17 protein-coding genes are annotated in these 20,308 nt (G+C 72.4%); 5 read left to right on the top strand and 12 right to left on the bottom strand.

Going from position 1 to position 20,308, the window contains the following annotated elements; genetic code table 11:
* Positions 1 to 51 precede the first annotated feature (51 nt).
* Complete coding sequence (locus AB0J97_RS23345; protein WP_364091863.1) at positions 52 to 1,809, top strand: SpoIIE family protein phosphatase; 1,758 nt, start codon at positions 52 to 54, stop codon at positions 1,807 to 1,809.
* Here the strand turns inward: AB0J97_RS23345 and AB0J97_RS23340 are convergent.
* Both AB0J97_RS23340 and AB0J97_RS23335 read right to left on the bottom strand, forming a co-directional pair.
* Positions 1,754 to 5,293, bottom strand: a complete 3,540-nt coding sequence (locus AB0J97_RS23340; RefSeq protein WP_364091861.1) for a serine/threonine-protein kinase — start codon at positions 5,291 to 5,293, stop codon at positions 1,754 to 1,756. The two genes, AB0J97_RS23345 and AB0J97_RS23340, sit on opposite strands and share 56 nt — an antisense overlap.
* 6 nt (positions 5,294 to 5,299) lie before the next feature.
* On the bottom strand, positions 5,300 to 6,004 hold the full coding sequence (locus AB0J97_RS23335) for a TioE family transcriptional regulator (RefSeq protein WP_364091859.1): 705 nt from the start codon (positions 6,002 to 6,004) through the stop codon (positions 5,300 to 5,302).
* 77 nt (positions 6,005 to 6,081) lie between these two features.
* Between AB0J97_RS23335 and AB0J97_RS23330 the strand changes: the two genes are divergently transcribed.
* On the top strand, positions 6,082 to 7,266 hold the full coding sequence (locus AB0J97_RS23330) for an erythromycin esterase family protein (protein WP_364091857.1): 1,185 nt from the start codon (positions 6,082 to 6,084) through the stop codon (positions 7,264 to 7,266).
* A gap of 2 nt (positions 7,267 to 7,268) precedes the next feature.
* On the opposite strand, the gene AB0J97_RS23325 is transcribed toward AB0J97_RS23330, so the two are convergent.
* Both AB0J97_RS23325 and AB0J97_RS23320 read right to left on the bottom strand, forming a co-directional pair.
* Complete coding sequence (locus AB0J97_RS23325) at positions 7,269 to 8,348, bottom strand: ABC transporter substrate-binding protein (protein ID WP_364091855.1); 1,080 nt, start codon at positions 8,346 to 8,348, stop codon at positions 7,269 to 7,271.
* Positions 8,345 to 8,878: a SigE family RNA polymerase sigma factor gene (locus tag AB0J97_RS23320; RefSeq protein ID WP_364091853.1), complete on the bottom strand. Its 534-nt coding sequence runs from the start codon at positions 8,876 to 8,878 to the stop codon at positions 8,345 to 8,347. The genes AB0J97_RS23325 and AB0J97_RS23320 overlap by 4 nt, the downstream gene beginning before the upstream one ends.
* 484 nt (positions 8,879 to 9,362) lie before the next feature.
* Between AB0J97_RS23320 and AB0J97_RS23315 the strand changes: the two genes are divergently transcribed.
* Positions 9,363 to 10,607 (top strand): hypothetical protein, encoded by a 1,245-nt coding sequence (locus tag AB0J97_RS23315; RefSeq protein WP_364091851.1) that lies wholly within the window; start codon positions 9,363 to 9,365, stop codon positions 10,605 to 10,607.
* A 21-nt stretch (positions 10,608 to 10,628) separates the two neighbouring features.
* Here AB0J97_RS23315 and AB0J97_RS23310 read toward each other — a convergent pair whose 3' ends face one another.
* The 6 genes from AB0J97_RS23310 to AB0J97_RS23285 form a co-directional block, all read right to left on the bottom strand.
* Positions 10,629 to 11,633, bottom strand: coding sequence for a HEAT repeat domain-containing protein (locus AB0J97_RS23310; RefSeq protein ID WP_364091849.1), 1,005 nt, complete (start codon positions 11,631 to 11,633; stop codon positions 10,629 to 10,631).
* Positions 11,634 to 11,639: 6 nt separating this feature from the next.
* Positions 11,640 to 12,308 carry a HEAT repeat domain-containing protein gene (locus AB0J97_RS23305; protein ID WP_364091968.1) on the bottom strand — a complete coding sequence of 223 codons (669 nt, stop codon included), beginning with the start codon at positions 12,306 to 12,308 and terminating at the stop codon, positions 11,640 to 11,642.
* A gap of 71 nt (positions 12,309 to 12,379) precedes the next feature.
* Positions 12,380 to 13,774, bottom strand: coding sequence for a cytochrome b N-terminal domain-containing protein (locus AB0J97_RS23300; protein WP_364091847.1), 1,395 nt, complete (start codon positions 13,772 to 13,774; stop codon positions 12,380 to 12,382).
* 87 nt (positions 13,775 to 13,861) lie between these two features.
* On the bottom strand, positions 13,862 to 14,671 hold the full coding sequence (locus tag AB0J97_RS23295) for a carbohydrate ABC transporter permease (RefSeq protein WP_357699491.1): 810 nt from the start codon (positions 14,669 to 14,671) through the stop codon (positions 13,862 to 13,864).
* Positions 14,668 to 15,519, bottom strand: coding sequence for a sugar ABC transporter permease (locus tag AB0J97_RS23290; RefSeq protein WP_357699489.1), 852 nt, complete (start codon positions 15,517 to 15,519; stop codon positions 14,668 to 14,670). The genes AB0J97_RS23295 and AB0J97_RS23290 overlap by 4 nt, the downstream gene beginning before the upstream one ends.
* Positions 15,516 to 16,832: a sugar ABC transporter substrate-binding protein gene (locus AB0J97_RS23285; RefSeq protein WP_357699487.1), complete on the bottom strand. Its 1,317-nt coding sequence runs from the start codon at positions 16,830 to 16,832 to the stop codon at positions 15,516 to 15,518. The genes AB0J97_RS23290 and AB0J97_RS23285 overlap by 4 nt, the downstream gene beginning before the upstream one ends.
* Positions 16,833 to 17,012: 180 nt before the next feature.
* On the opposite strand from AB0J97_RS23285, the gene AB0J97_RS23280 reads away from it, so the two are divergent.
* Entirely contained in the window at positions 17,013 to 17,678 is a 666-nt protein-coding gene (locus tag AB0J97_RS23280; protein WP_364091843.1) for an SDR family NAD(P)-dependent oxidoreductase, read from the top strand.
* 7 nt (positions 17,679 to 17,685) lie between these two features.
* On the opposite strand, the gene AB0J97_RS23275 is transcribed toward AB0J97_RS23280, so the two are convergent.
* Positions 17,686 to 18,756, bottom strand: coding sequence for a saccharopine dehydrogenase NADP-binding domain-containing protein (locus AB0J97_RS23275; protein ID WP_364091841.1), 1,071 nt, complete (start codon positions 18,754 to 18,756; stop codon positions 17,686 to 17,688).
* A 71-nt stretch (positions 18,757 to 18,827) separates the two neighbouring features.
* Here AB0J97_RS23275 and AB0J97_RS23270 point away from each other — a divergent pair, with 71 nt between their 5' ends.
* Positions 18,828 to 19,808, top strand: a complete 981-nt coding sequence (locus tag AB0J97_RS23270; RefSeq protein WP_364091839.1) for a helix-turn-helix domain-containing protein — start codon at positions 18,828 to 18,830, stop codon at positions 19,806 to 19,808.
* On the opposite strand, the gene AB0J97_RS23265 is transcribed toward AB0J97_RS23270, so the two are convergent.
* Entirely contained in the window at positions 19,781 to 20,218 is a 438-nt protein-coding gene (locus AB0J97_RS23265; RefSeq protein ID WP_364091837.1) for a cupin domain-containing protein, read from the bottom strand. The genes AB0J97_RS23270 and AB0J97_RS23265 overlap by 28 nt on opposite strands.
* Between the last annotated feature and the right edge of the window lie 90 nt (positions 20,219 to 20,308).

The following is a 20,308-nucleotide window of genomic DNA, read 5'->3' as shown; positions in this document are numbered from 1 at the left end:
TCCTCATAGGGTCAGCCATATCGACACCGCGTAATGGGAGGAGCCGACACCGTGAACGTGCCCGAACCCGATGCCGGGCCGCGCCCGCCGCAGGACGAGCGTCCCCGCCGGCTGGGCGACCTGACCCACGCGGGCGCGTACGTCGTGGACGACCGGGGCCGGATCGTCGAGGTCTCCCCGCGTACCGAGGAGCTGCTGCGCCGGCCCGCCGCCGAACTGCTCGGCGGCGACGCCCACGACCTGCTGCACCGCGGCCCGCGCGGCGAGACGTTGCCGCGCAGCCGGTGCGCGATGCGGCGTCCCCTCATCGCCGGCGGCACCTCCCAGGGCGAGCGGGAGTGGCTGGAACGCGGCGACGGCTCCCTGCTGCCGGCGTCCTGGCTGGTCACCCCGTGCGAGCTCGGCGGCGGCAGGGTCGGGGCGCTGGTGCTCTTCCACGACGCCGAGGAGCCCGGCGCGCACGCGCGGGAGCCGGGGCACGAGACGTCGATGTCCGAGCTCGACCGGCTGGCGCTGCTGGCGGAGACCACCACGACGCTCGCCGCCAGCCTCGACGTGGACGAGACGCTGCGCCAGCTCGTCCGCCTGGTGGTGCCGCTGCTCGCGGACTGGGTGGTGGTGGACCTGCTCACCGAGCACGGCGGCGTGACGCGCGCCGCCGTCGTCCACCATGAGGACGGCGTCCTGGTGCACCACGAGGATCTGGAGGGGCCGATGCCCGCCGTGCCTGAGGAGTCGCCGATGCCGCTGTCGCGGGCGTTGCGCGGGGTCACGGCGACGCTGGCCGGGCCGGAGACGTACCAGGTCGCGCCCGACTCCGGCATCGCCGTCTTCCAGCAGGAGCTGTTCCGCAGGACCGGCATGCACTCGGCGGGCATCGCGCCCATCCGCGGCGTGCGCGACGTGGTCGGGGCGCTGACCCTGGGCCGCGCCGAGCGGGCCGGCGCGTTCACCACCGCCGACCTGCTGCTGGTCGAGGACATCGCCCGCCGCGCCGGCCTCGCCCTGGACAACGCCCGCCTGTACGAGCGGCAGCGCCGGGTCGCCGAGACCATGCAGCGCCACCTGCTGCCCCGGCTGCCGTCGGTGCCCGGCCTGGAGATGAGCGCCCTGTACGTGCCCGCCCCCCGCGCCTCGCAGGTCGGCGGCGACTGGTACGACGCCTTCACCATGCCCGACGGCGCCACCGCCCTGGTGATCGGCGACGTGGTGGGCCACGACCTGGAGGCCGCCGCCGGGATGGCCCAGGTCTGCAACATGCTGCGCGCCTACGCCGGCGCCGAGCGCGACCTGCCCAGCACGATCCTCGACCGCCTCGACCGCGCGGTGGTGCGCATGGCGCAGGCCACCATGGCCACCGTCGTCCTGGCCCGGCTGGAGCACGCCGAGGACGGCCGCTGGCTGCTGAGCTGGAGCAACGCGGGCCATCCGCCGCCGCTGCTGGTCGAGCGCGACGGCCGGACCCGCTTCCTGGAGGACGCCCAGGGCCTGCTGCTGGGCACCGGCCTCCGCGGCGATCGCACCGACGCGGTCGTCGAGCTGCCGCCGGAGTCCACCCTCGTGCTCTACACCGACGGGCTGATCGAGTCGCCCAGGCATTCCCTGGACGAGGGGCTGGCCCGCCTGAGCCGGTACGCCGCGGCCCACACCCACCGGCCGCTGAACGCGCTCGGCGACCTGCTGCTGAAGCGCGTACGGCCCGACGACAACGACGACGACGTCGCCATGCTGACCCTGCGCGTGCCGCCCAGGGTCACGACCGTCCGCGCCGCGCGCCAGGGCACACGTCGCGGTAGGGCACGTCCTTGAGGTACTGCCGCCACTCCTCCTCGCCCATCGTGCGGCCCGCGCGCTCGCACACCAGGCGGGCCACGGACTCGGCGCCGACGGGGATCCGGATGATCGTCCCCGAGGTGTTGCCCGAGACGTACAGGGTCCGGTCGTCGGCGCTGAAGGCGAGCCGGTCGAGGATGCCGATGGGGAAGGAGCCGATGCGCTCGCGCGAGCCGACGTCCCAGACCTGGACGGTGTACACGTCGTCGAACGTCTCCCCGATGGACCTGCTGATCAGCGCGAGCAGCGAGCCGTCGTGGCTGAACAGCACGGTCTCGACCTGCGCGCGGGCGGCCACGCGCAGCGCGGGCGGCAGTTCGGCCCCCTTGGCGACGTCCCACAGCTCGACCGTGGCCGAGCCGAGGGCGAGCACCTGGGCGGTGGGGCTGAGCGCGATCGCCGGGCCCGACCGGTTGAAGCCGGGGCCGACGGCCTTGCCGGTGCGCAGGTCGTAGGTCTTGCCGCTGCTGGTCACGACCGCTGTGCCGTCGCGCGTGGACATGATGGTGCCCGTGCCGGTGCTCAGCGGGTGCCGGGCGAGCACCCGGCCGGTGCCGGTGTCGAGGACGACCAGTTCGTTGAGCGCGTCCCGCTCGCTCAGCTCCTTCAGCGACAGCACCAGCCGGCCGCCGTCGGGGGTGAACGCCTTTGACACCACGCTCTGCGTGCGCGGCACGGGGTGCCGCCACAGGCGGCGGGCGGTGGCGACGTCCCAGAGGCCGGTCGAGGAGTCCTGGCCGTCGGCGGCCAGCCGTGCGCCCGCCGGGTCGAACAACTGCCCGGCGACGCCCGCGCTGCCGGCCATCGGGACGCCGAGCCGGCGGCCGTCCCACACGCGCACCGGTCCGGCGTCCTTGGTGGCGGCGGCCAGGCGGCCGTCCTGGCTGAAGGCGTCCAGTTCGTAGCCCTGCGGCAGCCGGGACGAGGGCAGGCGGGAGGTCAGGTCGGCGGTGATGGTCGAGTTGTCGAGAAGGTAGCGGACGGTGTGACCGTCGGCCTCCAGCCAGACGTCCTCCGGCTCGCCCTCCGCCCGGTAGAGGGCCAGCTCGTCGCCGTCGTCGGCGTCGAGCAGGTGCAGGGTGCGGCCCTCGACGGCGATCATCCGGCGTCCGTCGGGGCTGAGCCGCAGCCGCCCGTTCAGCGTGTCGTCCAGGGCCGACTCCTGCCAGAAGGGCCGGTCGGTGTCGGGCACCTTCCTGCCGGTGGCCAGGTCGAAGGCCGAGACGTCGCCGTTCGCGCACAGCAGCCGCCTGCTGTCCGGCGTGAACGCCACCACCGGCCCGCACGCCTTGGGCAGGCGGGTGTCCACGGTGAGGCCGGGCAGGCGGATCACCTTCAGCCCGCCCTGGTTGGGCCCGACGCCCGCGACGTACGCCCCCGAGGGTGCGATCACCGGGGCCACGTCCGCCTCCAGCTCGGGGGTGTAGGACGCGCCGGTCCTGGTGTCCCACAGGAACTCCAGGGTGTTCTCGCGCATCACCGCGGCCAGGTTCTCGTTCCCGTCGAAGGTGACGTGCACGCTCGGGCTGCCCTCGCCGACGCGGTGCTCGCGCAGCTTGGCGCCGGTCATGGTGTCCCAGGCGTAGGCCGTGTCCCTGCTGACGACCACCAGCGTGCGCCCGCTCGGGCTGAGTGCCGCCGCCGACGGCAGCGCGTCGAGGCCGTCCGGCCACCGCCAGAACGCGGTCTGCCGCTCGGAGGGCACGTCGTAGACCCGCACGCCGTCCTCGCCGGCGATGGCCCGGACCCGCCCGCCGGCCGCCGACGCCGCGGCGGGGCGGCCCTTGGCGCCGGGGTCGCGGAAGACCGCGCTCTCCGGCATCGTCAGCGAGGACGTCAGGCTGCGCCGTGTGCCGGGGCCGGGGGCCAGCCGCCAGCCGGCCACGCTGAGCAGCATCGCCCTGGCCGGGTCGGTCGTGCGCAGCCGGTCGGCCTCGGCGGCGGCCTGCCGTCCGACCGCCTGGTCGCGCTGCGTCTCCGCCAGGCGGCTCTGCTCGCTCACCTGCCTGCCGCGCAGCACGGCGAGGCCGCCCGCCGCCAGCGCCACCACCAGCAGCCCGGCCAGCGCCGCCGTGGTCAGCCGCCGGCGGCGCACCCGCCGCCTGGTCAGGCCGGTGCCCGCGGCCAGGAAGTCACGTTCGAGCGGGGTCAGCGTGATGTGCCTGCGGCCGGTGGCGGCCCAGGTCAGCGCCTGGTCGAGGCGGCTGCCCTGGAGCAGGTCGCCGTCCTTGCGGCCGTTGTCGGCCCACTGGCGGGCGGCGCCGCTGAGCTGGCCGAGCACGGCGAGGCCGTCGCGGTCGCCGTCCACCCACACGCGCAGCCGCGGCCAGGCGCGCAGCAGCGCGGGACGCGACAGCGCCACCGCCTCGTCCTTCTGCGTCACCAGGTAGGAGAACACCTGGAGGATGTGCTCGATGGCCCGGGTCTCCCGTTCGGAGCGGCCGGCGAGCAGGTCCTCCTTCATCGCCCAGCGCACGGCCTCGTGCCCGTCGTCGGTGACCGTCACCAGGCGCAGGAACACCTCGGCGGCCAGCTCGCGCTCCTCGGGGGCGAGCGCGCCGTAGGCGTCCTCGGCGATCGTGCCGAGGGCCGGGTCGGCCTGCTCGGGCACGTGCACGCCCCTGGCGGCGCGGCTGCCCGCCGTCAGCAGCCCGCGGGTGTCGGCGGCGTTGCCGCTGACCAGGGCGAGCAGCAGGTCGCGGGCGGTGGGGCGGGCCGCCGGGTCCTTCTCCAGCGCGGCCGACACCAGCGAGGCCAGCCGGGGCGGCAGCCCGCTCAGGTCGGGCTGCGCCGACAGCACCCGGTGCATGACCCCGCCGAGGTTGTCGGCGCGGAACGGGTCCGCGCCGGTGGCGGCGAACACGATGATGGCGCCCCAGGCGAACACGTCGGCGGGCGCGCCCGCCCGCTGCCCGGTGAACACCTCCGGCGCCATGTACGTGGGCGTGCCGGCCACCTCGCCGGTCCTGGTCAGCGACATGTCCATGGTGCGCGCGATGCCGAAGTCGATCACTCGGGGGCCGTCGGTGCCCAGCAGCACGTTGTCCGGCTTGAGGTCCCGGTGGATCACGCCCGCGTCGTGCACGGCGGTCAGGGCGGTGGCGATCGCCGTGGCCAGCCGGTGCAGGTCGTCCCCGGCGAACCGGCGTCCCTGCTCGACCGCGCGGCGCAGGCTGGGGCCCGGCACGTACTCGCTGACGATGTACGGCCTGCTGCCCGACAGGTCGCAGTCGAGCACCCGCGCCGTGCAGAACGACGCCACCCGGCTCGCCGCCGCCGCCTCCTTGGCGAACCGCTCGCGGCTGACCGGGCTGTCGGCCATGTGCAGGACCTTGAGCGCGACCCGGCGGCCTTCGGGGTCGTAGGCGTCGTACACCACGCCCTGGCCGCCGGAGCCGAGCCGTCCGGCCAGCCAGTATTGCCCGATACGCTGCGGTTCCCCGCCGTTCGACGCTTCCACGGCGTGTTAGATGCCCCTTCCGGTGTCAAAGTTCCGCTCATGCAGGTAGGCGTCCAGCGCGGCGGCGCCGGTGAGCATGGCCAGGCCCCTGGACGTGAGCCGGTCGCGCCAGTCGCGGAGCGTCGCCTGAAGGGGCTCGGGGCCGCCCGCCGTGCGCACCTGGTCCAGCACCTGGCGGATCTGCTCCAGCCCGTAGCCGCCGCGCCGGAGCTGGTGGGCCAGCAGCACGTCGCGGACGTCGGCGGAGGTGTAGACGCGGTAGCCGGTGCGCGGGTCGCGCCGGGGCACGGTCAGCCCCGCGCGCTCCCACTTGCGCAACGTCGCCGGCTTGATGCGCAGGCGGCGGGCCAGCGGGCCGATGAACGTGACGCCCGGTTCCAGCTCGCGCGGCGGCGCCAGGTCGCGCAGCGCGCGTTCGACGGCCTCCAGCGTGCGCCGGTCCTCGGCGAGCTGGGCGTGGCCGTCGTCGATCAGGCGCAGCGCCTCCTCGACGCCGCCGCCGTTGACGGCCCGCATGATCGCCGTCGCGGTCGCGTGCCCGTGGGCGGGGATCAACTCCAGGAACGTCCGCAGCGCCGCCGCGTGGCGCGGGGTGTAGACGCGGTAGCCGTGCGGGGAGCGCTTGGACGTCGGCAGGATCTCCGCGTCCTCGTAGTTGCGCACGGCCTGCGTGGACAGCCCGTGCCCCCGCGCCAGATCGATGGGCCGCATCTTGAAGGTAAGCCTTCCCGAACGCCTGCAGTTCGGCCGAAAGCTTACACGACGAGTTCAACGATACGGTTGAAGCCATGACGACCCCGATCCGGGACGCCGCCCAGCCGTTCTCCGGCGGCGCCCTGACCGCGCTGTTGCCCCCCGGCGTCCGCGTCCTCGGTCTCGGCGAGCCCACCCATGGCGTGGAAGCCTTCCTTGAGCTGCGCAACGAGCTCTTCCGTCATCTCGTCGAGCACGAGGGTTACCGGTCGATCGCCATCGAGAGCGACTGCCTGGCCGGCCTGGCCGCCGACGCGTACGTCACCGGCGGCGCGGGCACCCTCGACGAGGCGATGAGCCGCGGTTTCAGCCACGGGTTCGGCGCCTCGGCCGCCAACCGCGAGCTCCTGCGCTGGATGCGCGCCCGCAACGAGCGGCGTCCGCCGCGGGAACACCTGCGCTTCGACGGCTTCGACGCCCCCGTGGAGATCACCGGCCCGGCCGCCCCACGCCCGGCCCTGACCGCCCTGTACGACCACCTCGCCCCCCACCTCGACCTGCCCCTGCCCCTCGACGCCCTCGACGCGCTGCTCGGCCCCGACGAACGCTGGACCGACCCGGCCGCCCTCACCGACCCCTCCCGGTCGATCGGCGGCACGCCGGAGGTCAAGGAACTGCGCCTGATCGCCGACGACCTGGGCGTGCTGCTGACCGCGCACGCCCCCCGTCTGGCGGCCGTCACGTCCGAGGGCGACCGTTGGCGGGCCGGCCTGTACGCCCGCACCGCCTCCGGGCTGCTGCGCTACCACGCCGCCATGGCCGACCCCTCGCCCGCCCGCCTCGGCACGCTCATGAGCCTGCGCGACACGATGATGGCCGGCAACCTCGACGCGATCGTCCGGCGCGAGGACCGCCGGGGCCCGACCCTCGTGTTCGCCCACAACCGACACCTGCAGCGCGACGAGAGCCGGCTGTGGTTCGCGGGCGAGCCGCTGCGATGGTGGAGCGCGGGCGCCGTCCTCGCCGCCGATCTCGGCGACCGGTACGCCTTCGCCGCCGCCGGGTTCGGCTCCCGGGGCACCGACGTGCCAGCGCCCGGCACCCTCGAAGGCATCCTGTCGGCCCTGCCCGAGGACCGCGTCGTCGTGGACCCCCGCCGCCTGGCCGGGGCGCTCGACGGCACGCCGGCGCCCCGCGTCCCGGCGGACCACACCTACCTGTCCCTCGACCCCGCCACCGTCCACCAGGCGGACGCGATCGTCTTCCTCAAGGAGATCTGAGCTCAGCCGCCCTTCGCGACGGCCGTCCCGAGGTCCGCCGGGCGGGCGATGAGCCGGTGGGAGCGGGCCAGGTCGGCGATCCGCTGGAGCTCCGCGAGGTCCAGCTCGGCGGGGAAGGAGCCGATCTCGGCTTGTGCCGCCGCCGCCCCGGTGATCTTCGTGTAGCTGGGCAGCGCGTCGCGTACCTGCCGGGGGTCGGTCGCGATCAGGTGTTGCGCCTTGGTCAGCGCGCGCCGGAAGGCCGCCAGCGTGCGGGGGTTCTCCCTGATCCACCGGTCGGTGGCCGAAATGCCGGCGGTGTACAGGTTCGCGAACCCGCGGGTCATCGGGTCCTCCACGATCCGCGCGCGCCCGGTCTCACGGCCGACAGTGACGTACGGCTCCACCAGCAGCGCGGCGTCGACCTGTCCCTTGTCCATGGCGAGGAGCATCTCGGGGTAGGGCTTCTCGACCAGCAGGAAGTCCCGGGACGTGAGCCCGGCTCGCTTCAGCGCGGCCTCCAGCGCCAATGGCCCGAGCCCCGCGAGGTTCGGGATCGCGATCTTCTTCCTCCTGAGGTCGGCCACGGTCCGGGTCCTCGACCTGGGGTGCACGGCGATCGCGAAGCTCCCGGGCGCGGCCCGGTGCAGGCCGGAGACGATCCGGAGAGACTTGCCGCCCTCGTTCATCTTGAAGAGCGAGGCGTAGTCGGTCTGCGCCAGGTCCAGCCTGCCCAGGTCGAGCTCCGGAGCCGCCGCGGCGGCCCCGGAGACGATCTGCGGGACGACCGTCAGCCCCTCCTCCCTGAAGTAGCCCTGACCCAGCGCGACGAACACCGGCGCCGACTCCACACTCGCCACCACGCCGACCTTGACGACGGACCGCTCGGGCGGCTGGGCCGGGCGCACGGCGGCGCGCGGCTCGCCGGGCAGCGCCCGCACGACGACGGTGGCGGCGAGCACGACGACGACCACCACCACGGCAGCGGCCAGGGCCATGACGTTGCGCCGCCTGCGGTGATGAGCCTCGAACGCCCTGGCCGCCAGGTCGCGCTCCGGCATGTCCTCCGCGATGCGGCCGAGCTGATCTCCGAGCCAGGTCATCGGCGTGCCCCCTCACTGTGGGCCGGGTCGTCCAGGACGGGCAGTCTGGGCCCCAGCTCGGGGGCCAGCGTCCGCAGGCGGGCCAGCGCGTGGTGCGCCTGGCTCTTGACGGTGCCGACCGAGCAACCCAGCAGGTCGGCGACCTCACGCTCGGTCCGGTCCTCGTAGAAGCGCAGGACGAGCACGGCGCGCTGCTTGGGCGTCAGCCGCATGAGCGCCTGGCGCAGCACGATCCGCAGCACGGCGGAGTCATCGCTCACGTACGCGCGGTCGGGCGGCTCGGCGCTCGGCACCTCGTCCGAGCTGCGGCGACGTCGCCACGAGATGTACTGGTTCACCATCATCTTGCGCGCGTAGGCGTCAAGATTGCCGACGTGGCGTAACCTCGACCACCGCCCGATCATCCGGACGAACACGCTCTGGAGGAGGTCCTCCGCGAGGTGGACCTCTCCGGTGAGCAGGTAGGCCAGGCGCGTCAACGGGCGTTGGTGAGCATCAACGAACGCCCGGAAGGCGGTGTCGCGATCCAACGTCTCTCCTTAGGCTCGATGCCCTCCAGACGCTGTGGGCGTGGCGAAAGGTTGGCACCCGTGAGAAGCGTGTGACGGGCCTCTGCCGCCGCGGTTCATTTATCGGCATTTAATAAATGATGTCGTCAAGGCGCATTCTTCTCGCACGGCGGCGCGCGATACACGCTCGTTAAAGTCGGGGTAACGTCAGGCTCCACGGATTCCCCGACAAGAGGACGAGCTGATGAACTGCGGTCACTGCGACAGCCCCAACCTCGCCGATTCCCAGGTCTGCGCGAATTGTGGCCGCCATTTCCAGCGCGATCGCCCGGCCGCGACAGAGGTGACGCGATATCTCTGCATCGCCATGCTGCTCGATGCGAAAGTGCGTAATTCCACCATTCGTTCCATTCTTCATGACCGGTTCCGGGCCGTCGCCCAGTCCCCCGGCGTCGACCTGGCCACGATGCTCAAATACGGCCTGATGGCCCAAAGACGCCAACGCGTGCGCGATACCGTGCTGGCCGTGCTCGCCCTGGCCACGCTGGCCCTGCTGTCCAGCTCGCTCGTCCTGCTCCCGCTCTTCCTGGCCTGGCTCGTCGTCTTCGTGGAGCTCTACGACGCCTACGAGTCGGTCATCCTGACCAAGCTGACCCGCGACTCCTTCGACCCGGCCGAGGCGCCGCTGCCCAGCTCGCCCGCGCTGCGCGACCACCTGGTCGACATCGCCGACCGTGGCGCCGGAAACGTCACGGTGTTCGCCGACTACTCCCCCTTCGTCGGCTACGGCAGCAGGATCAACAACTGGTCGTTCACCATGAACGTCGCCAAGGCCAGGCCCGGCGAGACCGTCGTGCCCTTCGCCGTCGGCGAGCTCTACGACCGGGTGGCGGCCGAGATCGCCGCCCTCGGCCTGCCCGGTCTCACCGTCGGCGACAAGCTCTTCGTCAACGGCCTCGACCTGCGCTACGAGACCGACCCCGAGCTCCAGGCGGCCGTGCTGCCCGACGCCCTGCTGCCGCCCGTGCCCACGGTGAGCGAGCGGTTCATCCACGAGCTGCGCGACAACCCCCGCACGAGGGCCCGCCCCTACCTTACGGTCAGCGTGACCGGCTGGGAGGGCGAGGTGGTCATCTCGATCTTCCTCCGGTTCGTGCTGCTCGCCGAGAAGGGGATGATGTTCACCGAGGCCGGCTACTCGCTGCTGCCGCCGCTGCGGGAGTCGTACCGCGAGGTCGACCGGCTGGTCAACTGCGCGCCGTCGGAGCGGATGGCCCGGATGGCGCTCTCGGCGCTGGGGCGCACCTTCGCGGGGCTGGTGCTGGCCCTGCCCAACACCCTCGCCGCGGTGTCGGAGCCCAGGAGGCGCAGGCGGCAGCAGAAGGCGAGCATCAAGGCCATCCGCGGCCACACCTTCAACTACGGGGCGGCCTACAACCCGCGCGAGCACGCCACCGACCACCTCTACCACCGCTACTTCCAGCAGCTCGACAAGGAGATGTACGTCAAGGCCGCCGAGCAGCGGATCATGGACGCCGTCGCCGACTTCCTGGAGGAGCACAACGTCGACGTGAGCGACCTGCGCGACCGCCAGACGACCATCCTGAACAACGGCATCTTCGTCACCGGTCAGGCCCAGGTCACCGGCAACAGCATGGCGGTCGGCACGGGCGCGGTCGCGCGCGTCGAGAGCCGCATCCGGCAGGGCCTCGGCCAGGCCGCCGCGGCGGCACAGCGGAACGCGGGATGAACGACCACGGCGTCCGCGCGTTCAGCGTGTGTCGCGGATGCCCAGGATGTAGGAGGCGGTGAGCGCCACGGCGCGGTCGTCGTCGTGTGACAGGTCCGCGAGGGCACGTGAGGCGGTCGCTCCCGGAATGTCGGCGAGCGCCTGCGTCAGCCGCAGGCGCGCGGACGGGTCGGCGGAGCTGCGGGCGAGGCGGTCCACCAGCCCGGCGGCGATCGGGTCCGCCGCGCCCGGACGGCCCGCCAGCCTGCTCAGGGCGTCGGCCGCGTCGACGTCGTTGGTGCCCTCGACGACCATGTCGATGAGCGCCGGGATCGCGTCGGGCACCCCGCGTGCCCCGAGAGCCAGGGCCGCGGGCCGGCGGACCACGACGTCGGGGTCGGTCAGGGCGTCCCGCAGCAGCTCGGTCGCCCGGTCGTCCGGGAGCTCGGCGATCGACCGGACGGCGCGGGCGCGCACCTCGGCCGCCGGTGCGCGCAGGCCCTCCGCCAGCAGCGCCGAGGCGTCGTCGCCCGATCGCGCCAGGGCCCATCGCAGCGCTCCGGCGACGTTCGGGTCGCTCTCGCTCAGCGCCGCCTCGACCAGCGCCTCCACCGGCACCGGAACCTCGTCGGCCGAGGCCAGGGCCGCGCTCTGGCGGCTGCCGGCGTTCTTCGACCCCAGCGCGTGCAGGAGGGCGACGATCTGGAGCACGTCCTCCCAGCCGGCGGGTTCGGCGGCGTCGATCCGGCGCAGCCGGGTGAGCAGCTCCGTCTCGGCCGCGATGCGTTCCCGCGTCCGGCGGATGAGGTCGTCCACGAGGGCCGAGGGAGTGAAGCCGGGATCGTCGAGCGCCCGCCCGACGTCGCGCAGCGACAGCCCCAGCGAGCGCAGGCTCTCGATGTGGAAGATCCGCCGGATGTCCTCGCCGGAGTACTCGCGGTAGCCGGCGCCGCTACGGCCCGTCGGGTGTACCAGGCCGAGGGCGTCGTAGTGCCGGAGCATGCGGGCGCTCACCCCGGACCGCCTGGCCACGTCGCCGATCAGCACAGCCCATCATCCCTCCTGGCCGCCGGCGCCGAGTGCCACGACGCGCTTCGCCTCCTCGATCGCGAACTCGAATCCGGCCTCCGGGTCACGCAGCAGCCGTTCCGTGGCTCCGGCGTGCGTGCGCACGCCGGGGTCGGGGGCGGTCATCGCGGCGCGCAACGCCGGCTCGATCACCTCACCGAGCGCGACCAGCGCCCGGCTCAGGCTCAGCTGCGTCTCACGCCGGCCGCGCCCGAGCTGTGTCGACAATACTGCGGCCAGCGCCGGCTTCTCCTCCTCGGGGACGAGCACGACCGCGGTCCGCCAGGCGCTGCGCGCCACCTCGTCGTCGGCGTCGGTCAGCAGCTCCCGGGTGATCGACGGCCACGCACCCCGGTCGCCGATCTTGGACAGCGTGTGCAACGCCTGACTCCGTGCCTGCGCGCGCTCCGACCGCAGTTCGCCGAGCAGCCTCGGGACCGTCAGCGCCGCCGGATGGCGGGTGAGCGCCCAGGTGAGCATGTCGCGCACGTGGAACTCCGGCTCGACGGCGCAGCGCTCGACGAGCTTGCCGACGTAGCGCGGGTCGGGCGTCGTGCCGACCCCCAGGGCGGCCCGCAGCCGTACCGACGGGTCCTCGTCGGCCAGCCCCTCGAAGGCGCGGGACACGTCCGCATCCTGTTCCTGCCTGGTCATCGCGACCACCTCCTCGGCGACCAGTGAAGACCTTGTCACAGTGTCAAGGTCAAGCGGGCTCACCTGTCCGGTCAGTCGCGCGGCGCGGTGACGGCCGGCTGCCGCTCGGGCTCCACGCGCATCGGGCGTTCGTGGAACCCGCCCCCCGCGCTCCGGACGATCACGCCGCTCTCCGGTCCGTGCTCCAGGACGTGCCGGTCCTGGAGGCCCAGGCCCAGGCAGAGCCGGTGGGTCAGCCAGAAGGCGACGACCGGGCCGACGATGACGGCGTACCTGAAGAAGACGGTCACGGCCTCCACCGAGAGCTGGAACTGGTGGGCGAGCTGGTCGTTGGCCGCGGCGGCCCACAGCAGCCCGTAGAAGGCGACCCCGGCGGCGGCGACGGCGGTCTTCACGGGCGCCTCGCGCGGCCGGTCCAGCACGGCCGGGCCGGTCCGTTCGGCGGCCAGGCGGCTCGTGCTCTTGGGCCGGCCGAGCGCGTCCCGCCGGTGGAGACGCCGCAGGACGACCTGCTCGCCCAGCGGGTAGCCGGCCAGGACGGTGAAGAACACCCCGGGCACCACCAGCGTGGGCACCAGGACGGCGAGGCTGAGCGTGTACCCCCCGATCGTCAGCTCCCAGCCCGGCATGATCCGCAGGGCGCCGTCGAGGAAGCCCATGTACCAGTCGGGCACCGATCCGGCCGAGATCTGGCCGGGGCCGGCGGGGCCGTACAGCCATATGGGGGCGATCTGGAAGGTCAGGCCGAGGATGACGAGCACCCCGATGGTCGCGCCCGCCATCAGCGGGCGGACGCCCGCGCGGGCCGGCGCGGGCGCGGCGAACCGCGAGTGCCCGTGCCGCCGCACCAGCCATTCGCGGGCGGCCAGCAATGCGACCATGACCAGCGGGATCACCAGCACGTGCGCCCAGTACAGGGTGGGGATGATGGCGTTGCCGGGGAAGTCGGCGCCGAAGAGCAGTCGCGTGGCGTACGACCCCACGAAGGGGACGGCCAGCAGGACCGACCGGATCAGCCACACGCTGCCGCCGGAGAGCATGTCGTCGGGCAGGATGTTGCCGGTCTCCCCCGCGGCCATCCCCAGCGCCAGCAGCGTCACCCAGATCAGCCACTGCCGCACGCGCGGCCGGCGGAAGGCGCCGGTCACGAACATCCGCAGCAGCTGCAGCGCGACCGCCGCCACGAACACCAGCGCCGACCAGTGGTGCACCTGCCGGACGAAGAGCCCGCCGCGCACCTCCAGGCTCAGCCGCATGGCCGAGTCGAACGCCCTGCTGACCGGGACGCCGCTGAGCGGCGTGTAGACGCCCTGGTAGAGCACCGGGGACATGTCCGGGTCGAAGAACACCATGAGGAACAGCCCGGTCACCACCAGGACGGCGAAAGACCAGATCGCCACCTCGGCGAACATGAACGACCAATGACCGAGCCCCGACGACAGACGTTTCCGTACCGGTGAGCGCATCGGACCCTCCTCGTTTTCGTCTCGCCTTCAAGACGGGATACGCGGGCGAGACGTGACGCCGGGGAGGGGTGAGTTACGTCATAGACCTCATCCCTTCACCGCTCCGCCGAGCAGCCCGGAGACGAACTGCTTCTGGAAGACGAAGAAGATGAGCATGAGCGGCAGCGTGGCCAGCAGCGCGCCCAGCATCAGGCCCGAGTAGTCGACGCGGGTCAGCCCGGTGAGGTGGCTGAGCGCGACCGGCAGGACGTACTTCTCCTCGCTGGTGAGCATGAGCAGGGGCCAGATGAAGGAGTTCCACTGGCTCATGAAGGTGAAGATGACCAGCGCGCCGAGCTGGGGCCGGACCACGGGCAGCACGATCCCGTAGAAGATGCGCAGGTCTCCCGCCCCGTCCAGGCGGCCGCTCTCGATGAGCTGGTCGGGGAAGTCGAGGAAGGCCTGGCGCATGAGGAAGATGCCGAACGAGTTCGCCAGGAACGGGACGACGATCGACTCGTAGGAGTCGACCCAGCCGATGCTGGCCATCATCTGGAACAGCGGCACCAGCAGCACCTGGAACGGGATCATCATCGTCGCCAGGATCACCGCGAGCAGCAGGCCGCGCCCGCGGAAGCGGTACTTGGCCAGGCCGTACCCGCCCATTGCGCTGACCAGGACGGACAGCGCGGTGTAGACGACGGCCGTGCCGAGGCTGTTGAGCACCACGCGGGAGAAGCCGATGGTCTCCTCCAGCGACCTCAGGTTGTCCAGCAGGGCGTCGCCGGGCAGGAACGGGGGCGGGCTGCGGAACAGCTCCCTCGTGTCGTGCGTGGAGGCGACGAACATCCAGTAGAACGGCGCGATGCTGATCACCGCGCCGGCCGCCATGAACAGCCAGAGCAGCAGGCGTTTCATGACTTCTCCTTCCCGAACCACCTGAACTGGGCGTAGGAGAGCACCCCGATGAGCAGCACCACCACCCACGCCATCGCCGCCGCGTATCCGAAGTCGAACTGCTTGAAGCCGACCTGGTAGAGCAGCAGGATCGGCGACGTGGTCGCGTCGTCGGGGCCGCCGTCGGTGAGCAGCTTGTTCTCGTCGAACAGTTGGAGCGTGCCGATCGTGGAGGTGATCGAGCAGAACAGGATCACCGGCTTGAGCTGCGGCACGATCACGCTGACGAAGGACCGGAACGGCCCGGCCCCGTCGATCGAGGCGGCCTCGTACTGCTCCTTGCCGATGGCCTGGAGCCCCGCCAGCAGGATGATCATGTTGTAGCCCGTCCACCGCCAGGTGATGGACGCGATCAGTGCCACCCGGGCCCAGGCCGGGTCGTCCAGCCAGGCGATCTCGGCGCCGAGCAACTGGTTGACCATGCCTCCGTCGGTGCGCAGCAGCACCCGGAAGACCACCGCATAGGCCACCAGCGTCGTCACGGCGGGCAGGAAGTACGCGATCCGCAGCGTGGCACGGAAGCGCAGCCACGACTGGTTGAGCACATACGCCAGCGCCAGGGCCAGCCCGATCATGATCGGCACCTGGACGACCAGGATCAGCCCGACGTTGACCAGGGACTGCAGGAACCTGTCGTCGTGCAGGAGGCGCTGGTAGTTCTCCAGGCCCGCCCATTCCGTCAGGCCGTCCTCGGTGCGCTGGAGGCTCTGCAGCAGGCTGGCCCCGAGCGGGTAGGCGAAGAAGAGCGCCAGCAGCGCGGCGGCGGGTCCCGCGAAGATCCAGGGGACCAGACGGCGCCGAAGGATCATGCGATCTCCCGCTTCGTGGCGGACGCGATCTGCTCGGCCGCCTCGTCGAGCACGGCCTTGGGGTCCTTGCCGCCCACCACCGCACGCTGCAGCAGCTTCTTCAGCAGCTCGCTGGCCTCGGCGTCGTCGTCGCTGGACTCCACGGCCGGGATGTTCCGCACCTGGTCGGCGAAGATCTTGTTGACCGGCTGCCCGTCGAAGTACTCGACCGGCTCGGAGAAGTACGGGTCGGCCAGCGCGGGCAGGTAGGCCGGGAAGAGCGACTCCTGCTTCATCATCGACAGCTGGCTGTCCTTGTTCGCCGTGACGAACTCGACGAACGCCCATGCCGCCTGCTGGTTCTTCGTCTGGCCCGTGACCGCCAGCATGGAACCGCCGTTGGCCGAGGTGCGCACCCCGCCCGGCTCGAACGCGGGCAGCGGGATCACGCCGAACTTGCCCTTGAGCTCCGGCATCTCCGACACCAGCGTGCCGGTCCACCAGACGGCGGTGGGCGCGACGGCCGCCTTGCCCTCCTTGGTGGCGGTGACCCGGCCGTCCCAGCCCTGCTCGTTCTGGAGCAGGCCCTTCTCGTTCAACGTCTTGATCACCGTCAGCGCCTTGACGGCGGCGGGCGTGTTGACCGCGACCTTGCCGTCCACGAACCTGCCCTGCTTCTGCTGCTGCAACAAGGTGGTGAACAACGGCTCGCTGTTGCCCAGGTCGGAGACCATGAGCTTCTTGCCGGTCTTGGCCTTCAGCGTCTCGCCGGCCTTGATCAGGTCGTCCCAGGTCTGGATGTCGTCGGCCTTGATCCCGGCCTGCTCGAAGTAGTCACGCCGGTAGAACAGGCCGACGGGCGCGGAGTCCCACGGCAGCGCGAACAGCTTGCCGCCCTCGCCGGAGGCCGTCTGCCACTTGGCCGGGTCGAAGTCGGCCTTGAGCTTGCCGGCGACCGGGCCGAGGTCGGCCAGCCCGTTGGGGAAGTTCTTGGCGTAGCCGGCGACCCGCTCGTCCTCCAGGTGCACGACGTCGGGCAGGCCCGTGCCCGACTGCATGCCGACCGTGACCTTCTCGTAGATGTTGTCGTAGCCGACGTCGATCACGTCGACCTTCACCTTCGGGTGCAGCTTGGTGAACTCGGGCGCCAGGCGCTTGAGCGCGGTCGCTCCGACGTCGAACGACCACACCTTGACCTCGCCGGACAACTCGGCGGAGGTGGAGGCGGCAATCGTGGGGGCCGGCTTCTTGGCCGTGCCGGTGCCGCCGGTGGCGCATCCGGCGGCGAGAAGACCGGTGGCCAGCAGCCCGGCCGCGATTGTGTGGATCTTCACGGTGACCTCTTGCATCTGTAACATGTCACACTCTGAATACTGAGTGCTGAGTAACGTACGCTGAATACGCTTGATGCACCAGAGGTGAAATCGAACCGTTCCCGATGGATGCGGCCCGGCGTCCGCGATGGCGGGAATCCGGTTGCCTTCCGCACCCGAGGTTCGCGATGATCGGCCGGCATGGGGAACGTGCTGCTGACCGGGGCCACCGGAGGCATCGGGCAGGCCCTGGTCGCCGCCCTCGGCGAGGCCGGGCACCGGGTGATCGCCGTCGGGCGCGACGTCGGGCGGCTGGAGGTCCGCGGGATCGAGGCCGACCTGGCCGACCCCGCGTCGCTGGCCCCCGCGGTCGAGGCGCTGGCGGAGGAACTGACGGAGATCCGCGCGGTAATCCACTGCGCGGGGATCTCCCCCGTCGAGGCGGTCGCCGAGTCCGGCCCCGACACCTGGCGGCGCACCATGGCGGTGAACGTGGCCTCCGCCGCCGAGCTCGTCCGGCTCACGCTGCCCGCGCTGCGGCGCTCCAAGGGTCACGTGATCTTCGTGAACGCCTCCCCCGGGCTGACCGGCGTCCCGCGCTGGTCGGCGTTCGTGGCCAGCAAGGCGGCGCTGCGCGAACTGGCCGACTCGCTGCGGGAGGAGGAGGCCGTGCACGGGGTCCGGGTCACGACGGTCTTTCCGGCGGCGACGGCGACCGACCTGCTGGGCGAGGTCAGGGCCGCCTTCGGGCGCCCGTACGACCCCGAAGTGTGCATCCGGCCGGGGTCGCTGGCCGCGATGGTCGTCTGGGCGCTGAACGCGCCGCCCGACTCCTACGCGTGCGAGCTGTCGGTGGTGCCGGGCTGAAGCCCGCTCAGCCGGTCTGGGCCCGCTCGTGGGGCGGGACGTCCAGCTCGACCACGATGTGGGGTGACAGCGCCCGCAGGAAGTCGGCCGCGTCGAAGATCTTCCCCGCCGAGGCGACCCCGGCGGCCCTGGTCCGGCCGGTGAGGACGCGCTGGACGGCCTCCACCGCGAGCGGCGCGGTGACGGCGTAGATGTCCTGGCCTCGAGCCACCGCCCGCCGTTCCTCGGCTCCCGAGCGCACGACCACGTCCACCACGAACGGCTGCGCCGACCATCCGGACTCGTCGGCCGCGACCGGGGCCGGGGTGTCGGGGCTCGCCACGTCCGCGGCCGCCTCGACGGTCATGTACGTGCGCACCTCGGGAACGTCCAGGTGGCTCGGGACGGTCACGATGTCGGCCATCGAGAACTCCGCGACGACGTCGCGCGTCCCGGTCGGCTCGGGGAAGGACCACTTCTCGGCCGGCGCCCGGTCGTCGCGGTACTCCAGCCGTCCGCCGGCGTGGCGGACGCGCCGCCCGCCGCGCCGCTCCCGGGAGACCCGGCCCGCGACGCGGGTGCCGGTCGTGGGGTGCCAGCTGTCCAGGCCGTAGGCCACGTGCACCTGGTCCGCGCCGGTCCAGTCGCCCATCGCCGCCGTGACCAGCAGGTCGCCCAGGCCGCCGTAGAAGGCCATCGCGGGGACGATCACCGCTCCCGAAGCCCCGGCGCGTTCGGCGAACAGCTCGAAGGTGTCGACGTTGGCCTCGATCTCGGCGGCGACGTCCACGTACGGGATGCCGGCGCGCAGGGCCGCCTCGATCACGGGGGCGGCCGTGACGGCGAAGGGGCCGGCGCAGTTGATCACCGCTGCCACGCCGTCCAGCGCGCGGTCCAGCGACGCGGGATCGTCCGCCGACGCCTGCCTGACCTCCGCTCCCGGGGTCGACTCCGCCAGCGTCCTGAGCGCGTCCCCGTTCCGGCCCGCCAGGACGGGGACCAGCCCGCGCCGCAGCAACTCCGCCACCACGAAGCGGCCCGTGTGCCCGTACGCGCCGTAGACCGCCACCGTGATCTGGTTCATGTCCGCATCAGTCATGTGGACATCCTGGCGATCCCCGGCGGTTCCGCACGAGCGTCCGGAACGACATGATGCGTACAATTCCGGACGTGAGTACGGTCGCGATAGCCGTCGCCGACGGGATCCTGCATTTCGAGCTGGCCCTGGCCTACGAGCTGTTCAGCTCGCCCCCGCCCGTCCCCGTCGATCGGTGGTACGAGCCGGTGATCTGCGGGGCGGGCCCCGTGCGGGCCGACGGGCGGTTCCTGCTCGAACCCGACGCCGGGCTCGACCTGCTCGTACGGGCCGACACCGTGATCGTCCCCGGCTGGGCCGAGGTGGACGTCGAGCCGCCGGCCGACCTCGTCGCGGCCGTACGCGCGGCGCACGGGGCGGGCGCGCGGGTCGCCTCGCTCTGCACGGGCGCCTTCGTCCTGGCCGCGGCCGGCCTGCTGGACGGGCGGCGGGCCACCACCCACTGGGCCCACACCGACACGCTGGCCGCCCGCCACCCCCTGATCGAGGTCGATCCGGACGTGCTCTACGTGGACGAGGGCAGCGTGCTCACCGCCGCGGGCAAGGCCGCCGCCCTGGACCTGTGCCTGCACCTGGTCCGCCGCGACCACGGCTCGGCGGTCGCCAACACGATCGCGCGCCGCCTGGTCGTGGCGCCGCACCGGCCCGGCGGCCAGGCCCAGTTCGTCGCCACGCCCGTACCCGAGCCGCACGGCCACCCCCTCAGTGACCTGCTCGCCTGGACGGGCCGGCACCTGGACCGGCCCCTGACGGTGGAGGACCTGGCCCGCCGGGCGAACATGAGCTCGCGTCACCTCGGCCGCCACTTCAGGTCGATGACCGGCACCACCCCGCTGCAGTGGCTGCTGACCCAGCGGATCCGCCGCGCCCAGGAGCTCCTGGAGACCACCGACGACAGCGTGGACGCCATCGCCGAGGCCACCGGCATGGGCACCGCGGCCACGCTGCGCCGGCACTTCAACCGCACGGTCGGCGTGCCTCCGGACGCCTACCGCCGCACCTTCCGCGCCCGCCGGACGACGCCGGGTCAGCGGTCGGCGGGGTGGAAGTCGTAGGGCTTGGAGTCGTACACGTAGTAGACGCAGTCGGCGCCCGGGGCGCACTTGCCCCAGTGCTCCGCCTTCGACGGGTAGTACAGGTAGTCGCCCGCGCCGATCCGGTAGGTCTCGTGGCCCTTCACGTTCCAGAGCATGACGCCCGAGACGCCGACGACGTGCTCGGGGCTGGTGTGCCAGTGCGGGTCGAAGGGGGTGCCGGCCTTGAGGGTGAACATGGCCTCCGAAGGGCCGGTCTTCGGGTCGCCCTTCAGCTGGACGTACGTGCAGCCCTTGAGCCCTTCGCAGGGCGTGCCCGTCTCCTTGTGGGAGTGGTGGACGACCTTGCCGGGGGCCGAGTCGGCGTACGAGCTGGGGGCGCCGAGCACCATGAGGGCCAGCGCGCCGGCGGTGATCACTTTTTTGAGCATGTCGATCTCCCATTAAGTGGACCGTGGTCCGAATGTGTCCGCAAGCTATCGGACTGTGGTCCGCTTCGTCAAGCGATCCTCCGGCGCGTG

Source organism: Nonomuraea sp. NPDC049607, from assembly GCF_040675375.1.
Taxonomy (GTDB): Bacteria; Actinomycetota; Actinomycetes; order Streptosporangiales; family Streptosporangiaceae; genus Nonomuraea.
The sequence above is the reverse complement of the archived record's forward strand: the minus strand, read 5'-3'. Positions and strand labels throughout refer to the sequence as shown.

What these genes read in the sequence shown, in the direction of transcription:
- AB0J97_RS23325 (WP_364091855.1), bottom strand. Translation starts at nt 8,348, where the DNA reads ATGACCTGGCTCGGAGATCAGCTCGGCCGCATCGCGGAGGACATGCCG.
- AB0J97_RS23300 (WP_364091847.1), bottom strand. Translation starts at nt 13,774, where the DNA reads ATGCGCTCACCGGTACGGAAACGTCTGTCGTCGGGGCTCGGTCATTGG.
- AB0J97_RS23275 (WP_364091841.1), bottom strand. Translation starts at nt 18,756, where the DNA reads ATGACTGATGCGGACATGAACCAGATCACGGTGGCGGTCTACGGCGCG.
- AB0J97_RS23265 (WP_364091837.1), bottom strand. Translation starts at nt 20,218, where the DNA reads ATGCTCAAAAAAGTGATCACCGCCGGCGCGCTGGCCCTCATGGTGCTC.
- AB0J97_RS23335 (WP_364091859.1), bottom strand. Translation starts at nt 6,004, where the DNA reads ATGCGGCCCATCGATCTGGCGCGGGGGCACGGGCTGTCCACGCAGGCC.
- AB0J97_RS23280 (WP_364091843.1), top strand. Translation starts at nt 17,013, where the DNA reads ATGGGGAACGTGCTGCTGACCGGGGCCACCGGAGGCATCGGGCAGGCC.
- AB0J97_RS23305 (WP_364091968.1), bottom strand. Translation starts at nt 12,308, where the DNA reads ATGACCAGGCAGGAACAGGATGCGGACGTGTCCCGCGCCTTCGAGGGG.
- AB0J97_RS23295 (WP_357699491.1), bottom strand. Translation starts at nt 14,671, where the DNA reads ATGAAACGCCTGCTGCTCTGGCTGTTCATGGCGGCCGGCGCGGTGATC.
- AB0J97_RS23330 (WP_364091857.1), top strand. Translation starts at nt 6,082, where the DNA reads ATGACGACCCCGATCCGGGACGCCGCCCAGCCGTTCTCCGGCGGCGCC.
- AB0J97_RS23290 (WP_357699489.1), bottom strand. Translation starts at nt 15,519, where the DNA reads ATGATCCTTCGGCGCCGTCTGGTCCCCTGGATCTTCGCGGGACCCGCC.